Annotated in this window: 13 protein-coding genes and 1 pseudogene; 8 read left to right on the top strand and 6 right to left on the bottom strand. The window is 65.2% G+C overall.

The window, feature by feature from the left end:
* From I5M_RS32360 to I5M_RS18735, 3 genes and pseudogenes are all read left to right on the top strand, one after another.
* Positions 1 to 131: pseudogene (locus I5M_RS32360) on the top strand (monofunctional biosynthetic peptidoglycan transglycosylase); the annotation flags it as partial.
* 160 nt (positions 132 to 291) lie between these two features.
* The gene (gene rpmF, locus I5M_RS18730; RefSeq protein ID WP_022722795.1) at positions 292 to 474 is read left to right on the top strand and encodes a 50S ribosomal protein L32; all 183 of its coding nucleotides are present in this window, start codon (positions 292 to 294) and stop codon (positions 472 to 474) included.
* A 199-nt stretch (positions 475 to 673) separates the two neighbouring features.
* Complete coding sequence (locus I5M_RS18735; RefSeq protein WP_022722796.1) at positions 674 to 1,327, top strand: hypothetical protein; 654 nt, start codon at positions 674 to 676, stop codon at positions 1,325 to 1,327.
* 4 nt (positions 1,328 to 1,331) lie between these two features.
* Here I5M_RS18735 and I5M_RS33795 read toward each other — a convergent pair whose 3' ends face one another.
* On the bottom strand, positions 1,332 to 1,646 hold the full coding sequence (locus I5M_RS33795) for a hypothetical protein (RefSeq protein WP_022722797.1): 315 nt from the start codon (positions 1,644 to 1,646) through the stop codon (positions 1,332 to 1,334).
* Positions 1,647 to 1,851: 205 nt separating this feature from the next.
* On the opposite strand from I5M_RS33795, the gene I5M_RS18745 reads away from it, so the two are divergent.
* Complete coding sequence (locus I5M_RS18745; RefSeq protein ID WP_022722798.1) at positions 1,852 to 3,591, top strand: bifunctional diguanylate cyclase/phosphodiesterase; 1,740 nt, start codon at positions 1,852 to 1,854, stop codon at positions 3,589 to 3,591.
* 65 nt (positions 3,592 to 3,656) lie between these two features.
* On the opposite strand, the gene phaR is transcribed toward I5M_RS18745, so the two are convergent.
* Positions 3,657 to 4,235 (bottom strand): polyhydroxyalkanoate synthesis repressor PhaR, encoded by a 579-nt coding sequence (phaR, locus tag I5M_RS18750; RefSeq protein WP_022722799.1) that lies wholly within the window; start codon positions 4,233 to 4,235, stop codon positions 3,657 to 3,659.
* A gap of 326 nt (positions 4,236 to 4,561) precedes the next feature.
* Between phaR and I5M_RS18755 the strand changes: the two genes are divergently transcribed.
* The 3 genes from I5M_RS18755 to I5M_RS18765 all read left to right on the top strand — a co-directional run bounded on the left by I5M_RS18755 (position 4,562) and on the right by I5M_RS18765 (position 7,537).
* Positions 4,562 to 5,740 carry an acetyl-CoA C-acetyltransferase gene (locus I5M_RS18755; RefSeq protein ID WP_031336995.1) on the top strand — a complete coding sequence of 393 codons (1,179 nt, stop codon included), beginning with the start codon at positions 4,562 to 4,564 and terminating at the stop codon, positions 5,738 to 5,740.
* Positions 5,741 to 5,907: 167 nt separating this feature from the next.
* On the top strand, positions 5,908 to 6,633 hold the full coding sequence (gene phbB / locus I5M_RS18760) for an acetoacetyl-CoA reductase (protein ID WP_022722801.1): 726 nt from the start codon (positions 5,908 to 5,910) through the stop codon (positions 6,631 to 6,633).
* 25 nt (positions 6,634 to 6,658) lie between these two features.
* Positions 6,659 to 7,537: a DMT family transporter gene (locus I5M_RS18765; protein WP_022722802.1), complete on the top strand. Its 879-nt coding sequence runs from the start codon at positions 6,659 to 6,661 to the stop codon at positions 7,535 to 7,537.
* A gap of 66 nt (positions 7,538 to 7,603) precedes the next feature.
* Here I5M_RS18765 and I5M_RS18770 read toward each other — a convergent pair whose 3' ends face one another.
* From I5M_RS18770 to hrpB, 3 genes are all read right to left on the bottom strand, one after another.
* Positions 7,604 to 7,807, bottom strand: a complete 204-nt coding sequence (locus tag I5M_RS18770) for a hypothetical protein (RefSeq protein ID WP_307706657.1) — start codon at positions 7,805 to 7,807, stop codon at positions 7,604 to 7,606.
* A gap of 102 nt (positions 7,808 to 7,909) precedes the next feature.
* The gene (locus tag I5M_RS18775) at positions 7,910 to 8,425 is read right to left on the bottom strand and encodes a TIGR02281 family clan AA aspartic protease (protein WP_022722804.1); all 516 of its coding nucleotides are present in this window, start codon (positions 8,423 to 8,425) and stop codon (positions 7,910 to 7,912) included.
* Between the two features lie 121 nt (positions 8,426 to 8,546).
* Positions 8,547 to 11,051 carry an ATP-dependent helicase HrpB gene (gene hrpB, locus I5M_RS18780; protein ID WP_031336999.1) on the bottom strand — a complete coding sequence of 835 codons (2,505 nt, stop codon included), beginning with the start codon at positions 11,049 to 11,051 and terminating at the stop codon, positions 8,547 to 8,549.
* 166 nt (positions 11,052 to 11,217) lie between these two features.
* Between hrpB and I5M_RS18785 the strand changes: the two genes are divergently transcribed.
* Entirely contained in the window at positions 11,218 to 12,270 is a 1,053-nt protein-coding gene (locus I5M_RS18785; RefSeq protein ID WP_031337000.1) for an acyltransferase family protein, read from the top strand.
* 168 nt (positions 12,271 to 12,438) lie between these two features.
* Here the strand turns inward: I5M_RS18785 and I5M_RS18790 are convergent.
* Positions 12,439 to 13,348, bottom strand: a 910-nt coding sequence (locus tag I5M_RS18790; protein ID WP_022722807.1) for an acetyl-CoA hydrolase/transferase C-terminal domain-containing protein, incomplete at its 5' end; no start/stop codon positions are given.

Raw genomic sequence — 13,348 nt, forward strand, 5'->3', positions numbered from 1 at the left:
ATTCTGCCTATCCCAAGATCCGTAGCGCCCGCAAGCCGGGGCCAGGGGTTCGGCGGCTGGCCGCCACCTATGTGGCGCGGGCCCGTTCAGCCGAACTGCAGCAATGCTGGCGGGAGGGCCGGGGCGGCTGAGACTCATCGGTGAGCGATTTTTCGGTCCTGCCGCCCTAGCAATACCGCGGCGCTTCCTTTATAAGCCCGGCCTTACGCATTTTGCCTGCGCGCGAGCGACGGGCCGTCCTGCTGCGTGCGTGCAGATTGGACGTTCGACTTCCCGCCGAGGATATCCGATATGGCCGTTCCGAGAAGAAAAACTTCGCCGTCGCGCCGTGGCATGCGCCGCTCCGCCGACGCCCTGAAGAAGCCGACCTACGCCGAGGACAAGGACTCCGGCGAACTGCGCCGCCCGCATCATCTCGACCTCAAGACCGGGATGTACAAGGGCCGCCAGGTTCTGAAGAAGAAGGACGCCTAAGCCACTCGCTTAGGACTCATCGGCGCGGCCAGTCCGCGCCGATTTGACGAGGCGATGGCAGCCGACTCGGCGTTTCGCATCGCCTTTGTCGCATTGCGCGACTCGCCCGAATTCGTGCCAACTGTTGCGTTAGAGAGCTGCCGCCGGTCGTCCGGACGGACGGCTGTTGCTTGGTTTTTCTAAACAACAGGCTTCGCCGATGTCGATTGTGGGGTTCCCGCTGCTGCTGATCCCGCTGGCGATCTGCAACATCATCGTCTTCCTGATGCCGGGCCTCGGCTTCGATGTCGCGTTGACCAGCCTGGCGCTGCCGTCGGGCAGACTTTGGTCCATCGCACTCGGCGATGCGGTGGTGGCGCTTGCGGCGCTGCTGCTGCTGCTCGAAGTCATCAAGGCCGGCCGCCCCGGCGGCAAATACGTCACTGACCAATTGTTGTCGTTGCTGGTGTTCGCCGGCACGGTTGCCGAGTTCGTGATGCTGCCGCAGTTCGGCAACGCCACCATGTTCCTGCTCTCCATCCTGGCGCTGGTCGATTTTCTGGCCGGAATCGCGCTGCGCAATCGTCAGCAGCGCGCGCCGCTGCGACGCAGCAGAAGCAAGGACGCCCCACCGCAGCCCGATCCGAAGCCTGCCGCCGTCGCCGAGGCGCCGGTGGCCGCGGCCGAACCGGTGCCGGCCACCACGACGGCTGCCGAAACACCAGTGTCGCCCTCGGCGTCAGCGGCTTCGATCGCCGAGGCCGTGTTGCTCGACCGGCCGCAGCCGGTGGCGCCGGCGATCGAAGTTTCGCCGCGCATCCAGTCGCCGGGATTGCAGCCCGGGCAGGACGCTTCGGCCGGCGCTTCGCGCTAATTCTTCAAGAAGACCGCAGCGGACGGGCCGCAAAACCGCGGACCGGACGATAGGCCGTGCTTCGATAGGCGGCGCTGGCGAGATCCGGCTCGGCACGATCGTGATCTCGGGTCTGCGGGTAGCCGCCGTCGATGGCCATCAGTTGGGCGACGAAATTCGACGACGGTCTGATCGGACGGTCGGTGTAGCGGGTACGCAACGGCTCGGCCTCGGCGGTCTCGCTTTCGACCTCGGCTTCGAGGCATGGCGGTGGCAGCGCCGGATCGGCGTGCTCTTGCTCCGGATTATGATTGCCGTCGTCGATCCAGAGGTCTGTCATCGTCTTCGACCTGCTTCACTTTGAGGCGCCGAATGCATCCTGTAGTGACCATCGCAAAGTCTATGCCGAAGACCCTCGTACCGTTCCTAGGGCCAGCTAGGTTTGGTTTCCAAATTGTTTATGTTCTTTCCGTAGCGTTCGCGGCCACCGGCGACCTAGAGTCGGACAGGAGAATCACCTGACCGCGCCCCAAAACGAGACAGCATTGCCGCTCGCCGGATCGGCGCCGGCGACCGCTGCGACACAGCGCCCCGATCCGTCTGCGATCCTGTCGCGGCTGGGCCAGACAGCATTCGTCTGGGACCTCTCCAGCGATGCGATGGACTGGGCCGGGCCGGTGACGGAACTGTTCCAGGACATCCCGGCCGATCGTCTGGCGACTGGCGCCGCCTATTCGATGCTGCTCGAACCGTCGCGAAGCCTGCGCAACGATGCCCTGCTGAACACCGCTGCGGCGGCCGGCCCGAACTGCGTCCCGTACCGGATCGAATACGGGGTGCGGGCTTCGACCTCGGCGCAGATGAGCTGGATCGAGGAAACCGGAATCTGGTTCGCCGGCCCGGATGGCCGGCCGGCCCGCGTCGAGGGCATCGTCCGCATCGACAACGAGCGTCACGCCCGCGACGAGCAACTCGTCCGGCTGTCGCGCCACGATCCGCTGACCGGCGAGCTCAACCGCACGCATCTGATCGCGGCCTTGGCCGAGGCGATCGAAGAGGCATCGCGCTTTCGCAACAGCGCGGTGTTCATGCTGGTCGGCATCGATCACCTCTCCCGCGTGAACGACTCGTTCGGCTTCGACGTCGCCGATCAGGTGATCTCGGCCATCGCCAGCCGGATTCGCATGCGGCTTCGCGGCGGCGACCAGCTCGGCCGGTTCTCGGGCAACAAGTTCGGCCTGGTGCTGAAGAACTGCACCGTCGAGGACGCCCATGTGGCGGCCGAACGCTTCCTTGCTACGATCCGCGACGAAATCGTGCCGACGAAATCGGGGCCGGTGTCGGTCACCGCGTCGATCGGCGCCGTCGCGGCGCCGCGCCACGCCCGCTCGGCGGACGACGCAATCAACCGTGCGCAGGAGGCACTGGCTTCGGCCAAGCACCGACGGTGCGGCACGTTCTCGATGTGGAAGCCGAATGTCGAGCGCGACGCTCAGCGCCGCGTCAACATCCGCGTCACCGACGAGATCGTCACCGCGCTCAACGAGCGTCGCATCGTGCTGGCCTACGAGCCGGTGGTGGACGCCCAGAGTCGCGCGACGGCGTTTCACGAATGCCTGGTGCGGATGCGCCAGGAAGACGGACAGGTGCTGCTCGCACCCGACATCGTCCCGGTCGCGGAGCGGCTCGGTCTGATCCGGCTGGTCGATCATCGCGTGCTGGAGCTGGTGGTAGCAGAGCTCGCCGCCGCGCCCGACATCACGCTGAGCCTCAACATCTCGCCCGATACCACCATGGATGCCGATTGGTGGACGGGCATCGAATCGCTGATGCTGGCGCATCCTGGCGTCGCGCAGCGGCTGATCGTCGAGATCACCGAGACGGTGGCGATCCAGGATATCGACGAAGTCCGCGGCTTCGCCACCCGGCTGAAAAACTTTGGCGCCAGAATCGCGATCGACGATTTCGGCGCCGGCTACACGTCTTTCCGCAACCTGCGCAATCTCGGCGTGGATATCGTAAAAATCGACGGCGCCTTCGTCCAGAACGTCGCCCGCTCGGCCGACGACCGCGCCTTCGTCCAGACGTTGATCGATTTGGCGCGGCGTCTCGGGATCAAAACGGTCGCCGAGTGGGTGCAGGATGAGGAATCAGCCACGCTGCTGGCCGGCTGGGGCTGTGACTACATCCAGGGCAGGCTGACGGGGCTCGCCTCGCAACAAAGGCCGTGGCCACGGAGTGAACTCGCGGAGCCGGACGCCGCCGTGGTGCAGGCGGGCCGCTGACGAAAACGGCCGGGACGAGCCCGGCCGTTTGAAGATCTCGCGATGTTGGAAGCCGGCGCTCGTCGTTACTCGTCCTTCTTCGGCTCCGTCGACAGTCGCTCCAGCCGCTCCTGCATGTCCTTCATCTGACGGCGCAGGTCGTCGATATTGTCGGGTTCGGCCGGCGGTTCGGGCGCATCGGTCGAGGGGCTCGGCTTGCGCGGCACGAACATGTTGAAGGTCTGCTGAAACAATTCCATGTTGCGGCGGACCGTCTCCTCGAGCGGCGCAAACGGCGTCATGCTCAAGGTCGATGTCATCTGCTTGCGGAATTTCTCCTGCTCGCGGGTGAGCGAGTCGATCGACTGCTCGAGATATTTCGGCACGACCATCTGCATGCTGTCACCGTAGAAACGGATCAGCTGGCGCAGAAAGGTGGTCGGCAGCAGATTCTGGCCGGCCTTGTTCTCCTGTTCGAAGATGATCTGGGCCAGCACCGAGCGGGTGATGTCGTCGCCGGTCTTGGCGTCGTAAACCAGGAAGTCCTCGCCGTCCTTGACCATCGAGGCCAAGTCTTCGAGCGTCACGTAAGTACTGGTGCCGGTGTTGTAGAGTCGCCGGTTCGCGTATTTTTTAATCGTGGTCGGTTGGTCAGATTTCGCCATATCACCCACACCCACGGAGGAGAAGGAACCCGCCGCCTCCCGCAGCGGGCTAGACACGATAAAGTAAGCACTTCCAATGCGCTTCGGCTACCGTTTTGTGCGCCAAGGTTAATCGCGCGGCAGTCCGAATGCCTTGATCGCGGTCGCGCGAATGACTTTATGGGCAGGAGCGGTGCTTTGACGGCTGGAGCCGGATTGACACGCCGCCATCGCCTTCACAGGATAAGGTGACTGAAAGAGCAGCCGGCCCGGTCCATGATTTCCCGCCCGCAACCGGCCATCCACTGCCGTCCAAGAAAACCAACCCTCGAGCCCAGGAGATGTCCATGTCGGACGATGTCGTCATCGTCAGCGCTGCCCGCACCGCTGTCGGAAGCTTCAACGGCGCCTTTGCCACCATGCCGGCGCACGATCTCGGCGCGGTCGCCATCAAGGCCGCGCTCGAGCGCGGCGGTATCGACCCCGCCCGCGTTTCCGAAGTGATCATGGGCCAGATCCTCACTGCGGCCCAGGGCCAGAACCCGGCGCGCCAAGCCTCGATCCATGCCGGCATTCCGGTCGAAAGCCCGGCCTGGGGCGTCAATCAGCTGTGCGGCTCGGGGCTGCGCTCGGTCGCGCTCGGCTATCAGGCGCTGATGAACGGCGACTCCGATATCGTGGTGGCCGGCGGCCAGGAATCGATGAGCATGGCTCCGCATGCGCAATATCTGCGCGGCGGCGTCAAGATGGGGTCGCTCGAATTCGTCGACACCATGATCAAGGACGGGCTGTGGGACGCCTTCAACGGTTACCACATGGGCAACACCGCCGAGAACGTCGCCAAGCAGTACCAGATCACGCGCGATCAGCAGGACGAATTCGCCGTGGCTTCGCAACAGAAGGCCGAGGCTGCGCAGAAGGCCGGCAGGTTCAAGGACGAGATCGTCCCGGTGACGATCAAGTCGCGCAAGGGCGACATTGTCGTCGACACCGACGAGTATCCGCGTCACGGCGCCACGATCGAGGCGATGGCCAAGCTCAAGCCGGCGTTCGAAAAGGACGGCACCGTTACCGCCGCCAACGCCTCGGGCATCAATGACGGCGCCGCCGCGGTAGTGCTGATGAAGGCGAGCCAGGCCGAAAAGGAAGGCAAGACGCCGCTGGCGCGCATCGTCTCCTGGGCGCACGCCGGCGTCGATCCGAAGATCATGGGCACCGGCCCAATCCCGGCGTCGCGCGCGGCGCTGAAGAAGGCCGGCTGGTCGATCGGCGATCTCGATTTGATCGAGGCCAACGAGGCTTTCGCCGCGCAGGCCTGCGCGGTCAACAAGGACCTCGGTTGGGATCCGGCGAAAGTGAACGTCAATGGCGGCGCCATTGCGATCGGTCATCCGATCGGCGCATCGGGCGCGCGCGTGCTGGTGACGCTGCTGCACGAGATGCAGAAGCGCGATGCCAAGAAGGGCCTCGCGACGCTGTGCATCGGCGGCGGCATGGGCATCGCACTGTGTGTTGCCCGCGATTGATGCAACGGCGCGGCGCAAAGCCGCGCAGTTAGTTTGCGCTGCAGAATCGAATGTTCAAACGCCCGGCACATTGCCGGGCGTTTTTGCTTGATGTTGATCTCATGCCGGACATTATTTGAAGCGACACAATTCGAATCTAGAGAAGAAGAGTTCGGGAGGATTTTGGAATGGCGCGCGTGGCGTTGGTAACCGGGGGAACGCGAGGGATCGGAGCGGCGATCAGCAAAGCGTTGAAAGACGCGGGCTACAGCGTTGCGGCGAACTACGCCGGCAACGACGCTGCTGCTGAAAAATTTAAGGCAGAGACTGGTATTCCAGTATACAAATGGGACGTGAGTTCGTTCGAGGCCTGCGCGGCCGGCGTCAAGCAGGTCGAAGCCGATCTCGGACCCGTCGATATTCTGATCAACAACGCCGGCATCACCCGCGACGGCGCCTTCCACAAGATGACGCTCGAGCAATGGACCGCGGTGATCAACACCAATTTGGGATCGCTGTTCAACATGACCCGCCAGGTCATCGAGGGCATGCGCACGCGCAAATTCGGCCGCGTCGTCAACATCTCGTCGATCAACGGCCAAAAGGGCCAGTTCGGTCAGGTCAATTACTCGGCCGCGAAGGCCGGCGACATAGGCTTCACCAAAGCATTGGCGCTGGAGAACGCTCGCGGCGGCATCACGGTGAACGTCATCTGCCCGGGCTACATCAACACCGAGATGGTGCAGGCCGTGCCGAAGGACGTGCTGGAGAAGGCCATCCTGCCGCTGATTCCCTGCAATCGCCTCGGCGAAGCCGCGGAGATCGCGCGCGCGGTGCTGTTCCTCGCCGGCGACGATGCCGGTTACATCACCGGCTCGACGTTGACCATCAACGGCGGCCAGTACATGGCCTGAGCCGCGGCCTCGCGGCGGCGGCGTCATGACGCCGCGCACCGCCACGCTGATCGGGCTGTCGGCGATCCTGATGTGGTCGCTGCTGGCGGTGATGACCGTCGCCACCGGCAGCATCCCGCCGTTTCAGCTCGCCGCCACGACATTCGCGATCGGTGCGCTGGCCGCGGCCGTCGGCTGGATTGCGCGGCCGGGTGCGATCGCGGCACTTCGTCAACCGCCGCTGGTGTGGGCGGTCGGCGTCGGCGGGCTGTTCGGCTATCACGCACTGTATTTCGTGGCGCTGCGGCTGGCACCGCCGGCCGAGGCCGGGCTGCTGAATTATCTTTGGCCGTTGCTGATCGTGCTGTTCTCGTCGCTGCTGCCGGGAGAGAAGCTGCGGCTGCATCATGTCGTCGGTGCGCTGCTCGGCCTCATCGGCACAGTCGTGCTACTTGCCGGCAACGGCGCCGCGCTTCACCGCGAACATCTGCCAGGGCTGCTCGCTGCCTTCATCGCAGCCTTCGTCTGGGCCAGCTATTCGGTGATGTCGCGTCGATTGAAAGCGGTCCCTACCGATGCGGTTGCCGGGTTTTGCTTCGTCACCGCGTTGCTCGCGGCGGCCGTTCATCTGGCGATCGAAACCACGGTCGCGCCGCAGGGCGCAGTGCAATGGCTGGCGATCATCGCACTCGGCATCGGCCCGGTGGGTGCGGCGTTCTATGCATGGGACATCGGCATGAAGCGCGGCGACATTCGCGTGCTCGGTGCCGCCTCTTACGCGACGCCGCTGCTGTCGACTGGCTTCCTCGTCGTCGCCGGTTATGCGGCGCCGACGGCGACGCTGGTACTCGCCGCGCTACTGATTGCAGGCGGCGGCCTATTGGCCGCAAAGGATATGTTGACCAGAACGCGACGTCCAGAATAGTCGCTCATAGAGAAGAGAATGGGCGGCTCGTTGCCGAACCGCCCATCGATCTACCGTGCAGACTTGTTAGTGCCAGTGGTGATGGCGCTTCTTGATGATCACCACGCGGTCGGCATGGCGATGATGACGCTCCCAGCCGCGATGCATCCGCATTTCGGCGCGCGGGCCGTCGCGATACACCTTCTTGATCACAGTGGTTTCAGCCGAGGCGAGCGTCGGCAGCGAAACAGCGGCAACCGCGATCGCGGCCAGAGCAAAACGAAGCTTCATGATGATCTCTCCTATCAAAAGCGGAGTGAGAACACGCCGGAGTGATTCATGTTCCGAGGAACTTCGACGAAGTTTGCTGAACGTCTGTTCAGACGCCGCGAGTTACTGCTCGAGGACCATCTGGCCGTTGCTGTATTCGAAGCGTTTCAGCTTCGACAGATACGACAGGCCGAGCAGATTTTCCGACAGCGCAGTGTCGGGCAGCACCATCGCGTCGACGTCGCGCACGATCAGTCCGCCGACGTCGAGCATTGCGATCCGCGTCCTCGCCGCCTTCACGGTTCCGTTGGCGGTGGTCACCGTGGAGGTGTAGTCGGCGCGCTGCGGCCGGACGCCGAACCGCGCCGCGGTGCTTTCGTTGAGCGCGACCACGGAGGCGCCGGTATCGACCATGAAGCCGATGCGCTGGCCATCGATGCGGCCGTCGGTCTGGAAATGCCCACGCGCATCGCGCGGAATGCTGACGCTGCGGATGGTGGCATTGGACATGCCGGTGGTGCCCTCGATGGTGGCGGCGTGCGCCACCGGCAGCGGCGCGTGCATCCAGCGGTCGGCGACCTGGGCCATCGTCGTGCCGAGCACGATCATCACACCGGCAAAAATCATGAGGCTACGCATGACACAACTCACAACATCGGCTGCTGCGTGATTGAATCACGCGCCGGCTTTGGACGCGATCAGCGCGTCCGACCGAGCCGGCAATTTTGGCCAAAACGGTGAGCGAAGGATTAACGCGGCCTCACGTGCCGCGCGGTTTGGCACGACGGGTCGGGTCGGCGGCGGCCGGATCCTCGGGCCAGGGGTGACGCGGATAGCGGCCGCGCAGATCGGCCCGCACGCCGGCGTAAGAGCCGCGCCAGAATCCCGGCAGGTCGCGCGTCACTTGCACGGGTCGCTGAGCCGGCGACAGCAGCTCCAGCACCAGCGCCACGGCGCCGCCGGCGACCGACGGATGGACGGTGAGGCCGAACAGTTCCTGCAACCGGACCGCGATGGTCGGGCCTTGCTCGGCTTCGTAATCGATCGGCAGCCTGGACCCCGTCGGCGCTTCGAAATGCGTCGGCGCTTCGCGGTCGAGCCTCATCCGCAGCTCCCACGGCAACAGATTCATCAGTGCGTCGGACAGATCGCCAGCCGAGACATCCTTGAGGCCCGTCTTGTCGAACAGTGCCGGCACCAGCCACTGCTCGCGCTGCTCGGCGAGCGCGGCGTCGGACAGATCGGGCCAGGAATTCTGCGGCGCCTCGCCTTCAGCCTTACGCAAGAACATCACCCGACCGCGCCATTGCTGGAGCTGCTTCGACCACGGCAGCCGATCGAGTCCGGCCGCAATCAAGCCGTCGGCAAGCACGCGCGCAGTCTTCTCCGACGGCGTCAGCGCCAGCGGCGCTTCGGACAACGTGATGGCATGCAGCGCGCGACGCCGCCGTGCCCGCAGCGCCATCGCCGAGCGGTCGAAACTCACCTCGTCCGCATCGGTGATCTGATCGCCGAAATGCTGTTCGATCTCCGCCAGCGTGAGCGGCGCCGCCAGCAGGATGCGGCCGGCCGCAGCGGTGCCGGTGAGTTCGCCGACGGCCAGATAGGACACGCGCGCGAGCGACGACGTCTGCTCGACATTGGCGCCGCGGCCATTCGCCAGCACGAATGATCCATTGCCGCGGTTCTTGGCGATGCGATCGGGAAACGCGAAGGCAAGCAGGACGCCGGAGCTAAGCACCCCTCCACCTTTTGGGGCGGAAGCAACCGCGGTGCCTCGCGATGAAGAAGCCTGCTCGGCCCAGCGCTGTGCCATCTGCCGCGCACTTGTCGCGCGTTGCGTACGATCGCGGCGGAAATTGTCGCGGCGATGATCGAGATCAGCGCTGTCGCCGCCCAGCCCGCGCTCGGTCAGGATCGCGGCGATCTCGGCCGCTTCGTCGGCGTGATCGGAGCGCGCCGCATCGACGATCATCCGTGCCAGCCGCGGCGGCAGCGCCATGGCGCGGAGCGCGCGGCCTTCGTCGGTGATGCGTCCGTCGGCATCGAGCGCGCCGAGTTCGCGCAGCAATTCGCGGGCTTCCTTCAGCGCCGGCTGCGGCGGCGAATCGAGGAAGGCCAGCGACGCCGGATCGCTCACGCCCCATTGGGCGAGATCGAGCAGCAGCGACGACAGGTCGGCGGAGAGGATTTCCGGTTGCGTATAGGCCGGCAACGACGCAGTCTGCGGCTCGTCCCACAGCCGATAGCAGACGCCGGGCTCGATGCGGCCGGCGCGGCCGCGGCGCTGGTCAACTGCGGCGCGCGAGGCCCGCACGGTCTCCAGCCGCGTCAGGCCCAGATCCGGCTCGTAGCGCGGCACGCGGGCGAGGCCGCAATCGACCACGATGCGCACGCCCTCGATGGTCAGGGAGGTCTCGGCAATCGAGGTCGCCAGCACGACCTTGCGCTGGCCCTTCGGCGCCGGCTGGATGGCGCGGTCCTGGACGGCGGCGTCGAGCGCGCCGAACAGCGGCACGATCTCGATCGCCGGGTCCTGCACGCGTTCGCGCAGCATGATCTCGGTGCGGCGGATTTCGGCGGCGCCGGGCAGAAACGCCAGCACCGAGCCGGCATCGCTGCGTAGCGCCGACGCGATCGCCTCGGCCATCTGCCGCTCCAGCGGCGCATCGCTGCGGCGGCCGAGATAGCGGGTCTCGACCGGAAAGGCGCGGCCGAGGCTTTCGACCACCGGCGCATCGCCGAGCAATCGCGCGACGCGGGCGCCGTCGATCGTCGCCGACATCACCAGGATGCGCAGATCTTCGCGCAGCCCCTGCTGGGCGTCGCGCGCCAGTGCGAGGCCGAGATCGGCATCGAGCGAGCGCTCGTGAAACTCGTCGAACAGCACGGCGCCGACGCCGGCCAGCTCCGGATCGTCGAGGATCTGCCGGGTGAAGATGCCTTCGGTCACGACCTCGATCCGGGTGGCGCGCGATACTTTGGAGCCGAACCGGACCCGGTAGCCGACAGTTTCGCCCGCCCGCTCACCCAGCGTCTTGGCCATGCGCTCGGCCGAGGCACGCGCCGCGATGCGGCGCGGCTCCAGCACGATGATCTTGCGGCCTTGGAGCCACGGCGCATCGAGCAGCGCCAGCGGCACCCGCGTGGTCTTGCCGGCACCCGGCGGCGCCACCAGCACAGCCGTGGTGCTCGCTTCCAATGCGCCGGTGAGCGGGCCGAGAGCGTCGTCGATCGGAAGCTGTGTGTCGAAGGAACGGGTCACGGGCGGCTCGATAACAGGGCGCGGATGGTTAACAGAAACCATACCGAGCAGCAAAACGCCGGACGGCGCGAACTTGAGGTAATCCGGCACATTGCTTGATCGACGCAACACTCGGGCAACCGATCCGTCCGATGATAGGACCGGCGCGGTCCACACAGGAACGATGATGACCCTCGACGGCACACCTCCCGTCCGCATGCATGGCCGCCGCGTCGACTGGGTCGACTATGCCAAGGGCATCTGCATCGTCATGGTGGTGATGATGCACTCGGTGCTCGGCGTCGAAGCCGCCGCCGGCCAGACCAGTTTCATGCACTATGTGGTCGAGTTCGCGCGGCCGTTCCGCATGCCGGATTTCTTCCTGATCTCCGGCCTGTTTCTGGCCGTGGTGATCGATCGCGACTGGCGGACTTATCTCGACCGCAAGGTCGTGCACTTCGCGTATTTCTACGTCCTCTGGATGACCATCCAGTTTCTGTTCAAAGCGCCGTCGTTCGCGACCGAGATCGGCTGGGGCGGCGTCGCCAAGCTGTATGCGCTGTCGTTTATCGATCCGTTCGGCACGCTGTGGTTCATCTACCTGCTGCCGATCTTCTTCGTCGTCACCAAGCTGACGCGGGGCGTACCACCACTACTGATCTGGGGCATCGCGGCACTGCTGGAAACGCTGCACGTCAACGCCGGCTGGATGGTGCCCGACGAATTCTGCGCGCGTTTTTTCTATTTCTACACCGGCTATCTGTTCGCGCGCCGCGTCTTCGCGCTGTCGGATGCGGCACGGGCCAATATTCCGCTGGCGCTCGGCGGCCTCGCGCTGTGGGCGGTAATCGACGCCGGGCTGGTGCATCTCGGCTGGGCCGATCTGCCGCTGGTGTCGCTCGCGCTCGGTCTTTCGGGTGCGTGCGCGATCATCACCATCGGCACGATGCTGGCCGAAAAGCGCTGGCTCGACGGCCTGCGGTTTTGCGGCGAGCATTCGATCGTGATCTATCTGGCGTTCTTCCTGCCGATGGCGACCAGCCGCGTCCTGCTGCTGAAGTTCACGCCGTTCCTTGACCTCGGCGTGATCGCCATCCTGGTCAACATCGCCGGCGTTGTCGGCGCACTGGCGATCTGGTGGCTGGCGCTGAAAACCGGTGCCCGCTTCCTGTTCGAACGCCCGGATGCATTCTGGATCGCGCCGCGGAAGAAAGCCGCTCGGCTGCAGGCGGCGGAGTGAAGCCGTAGTCCTTCACCACGAAGTAAGCGTCATCCTGAGGCGCCGCCGCGTAGCGGCGGCCTCGAAGGATGGGCCGCAGGCGTGGTGCTGGTCGCACATCCTTCGAGGCTCGCTTCGCTCGCGCCTCAGGATGACGTCGTTACAAGTAGCAAGGCAGCCGAACGCCGGTCACCGCCACACGTCGGCCTGCACGACATTATCCTCGCGCCACGCTTCGCGGGCGGCCTTGTTGGCCATCCAGTTCGGTAGGAAGGTCAGGGCCTCGTCGAGGATGTGCGGGGTGTGGAGGCCGGGCGAGTATTCCAGCGCGCGCTTGTAGTATTCCTTCAGCGCCGGCCGGAACGTCGGGTGCGCGCAATTCTCGATGATCACCTTGGCGCGCTGCTTGGGCGACAGGCCGCGCAAATCGGCGAGCCCCTGCTCGGTGACGATGACCTGAACGTCGTGCTCGGTGTGGTCGACATGCGACGCCATCGGCACGATGCAGGAGATCTTGCCGCCCTTGGCGGCCGACGGCGTCATGAAGAACGACAGGAAGCTGTTGCGGGCGAAATCGCCCGAGCCGCCGATGCCGTTCATGATGCTGGTGCCCATGATGTGGGTCGAATTGACGTTGCCGTAGATGTCGGCCTCGATCAGCCCGTTCATGGCGATGACGCCGAGGCGGCGGATGACCTCCGGATGATTGGAGATCTCCTGCGGCCGCAGCACGATGCGTTCGCGGTAGAAATCGAGATTGCGGAGAAATTCGTCGTAACCTTCTGGCGACAGCGACAGCGCGGTTGCCGACGCATGGGTCAGCTTGCCCTTGCGCAGCAGCTGCAGCATGCCGTCCTGCAGGACCTCGGTGTAGGCGGTGAGATTTTCGAACGGCCCATCCTCGAGCCCGGCCATCACCGCGTTGGCGACGTTGCCGACGCCGGATTGCAGCGGCAGCAGGTTCGGCGGCAGCCGGCCCTTCTTCACCTCGTGGCCGAGGAATTCCAGAATGTGACCGGCGATGGCCTGCGAGGCCTCGTCCGGCGCCGAGAACGCCGAGTTACGATCCGGCAGGTTGGTCTCGACGATGCGACGATCT

It is taken from the genome of Rhodopseudomonas sp. B29, from assembly GCF_000333455.1.
GTDB lineage: Bacteria > Pseudomonadota > Alphaproteobacteria > Rhizobiales > Xanthobacteraceae > Rhodopseudomonas.

Excerpts from the sequence above, each read along its gene's own strand:
- rpmF (WP_022722795.1), top strand. The coding sequence starts at position 292 with ATGGCCGTTCCGAGAAGAAAAACTTCGCCGTCGCGCCGTGGCATGCGC.
- I5M_RS18735 (WP_022722796.1), top strand. The coding sequence starts at position 674 with ATGTCGATTGTGGGGTTCCCGCTGCTGCTGATCCCGCTGGCGATCTGC.
- phaR (WP_022722799.1), bottom strand. The coding sequence starts at position 4,235 with ATGGCGAAATCTGACCAACCGACCACGATTAAAAAATACGCGAACCGG.
- phbB (WP_022722801.1), top strand. The coding sequence starts at position 5,908 with ATGGCGCGCGTGGCGTTGGTAACCGGGGGAACGCGAGGGATCGGAGCG.
- I5M_RS18765 (WP_022722802.1), top strand. The coding sequence starts at position 6,659 with ATGACGCCGCGCACCGCCACGCTGATCGGGCTGTCGGCGATCCTGATG.
- I5M_RS18775 (WP_022722804.1), bottom strand. The coding sequence starts at position 8,425 with ATGCGTAGCCTCATGATTTTTGCCGGTGTGATGATCGTGCTCGGCACG.
- I5M_RS18785 (WP_031337000.1), top strand. The coding sequence starts at position 11,218 with ATGACCCTCGACGGCACACCTCCCGTCCGCATGCATGGCCGCCGCGTC.
- I5M_RS18770 (WP_307706657.1), bottom strand. The coding sequence starts at position 7,807 with ATGAAGCTTCGTTTTGCTCTGGCCGCGATCGCGGTTGCCGCTGTTTCG.
- I5M_RS18755 (WP_031336995.1), top strand. The coding sequence starts at position 4,562 with ATGTCGGACGATGTCGTCATCGTCAGCGCTGCCCGCACCGCTGTCGGA.
- I5M_RS33795 (WP_022722797.1), bottom strand. The coding sequence starts at position 1,646 with ATGACAGACCTCTGGATCGACGACGGCAATCATAATCCGGAGCAAGAG.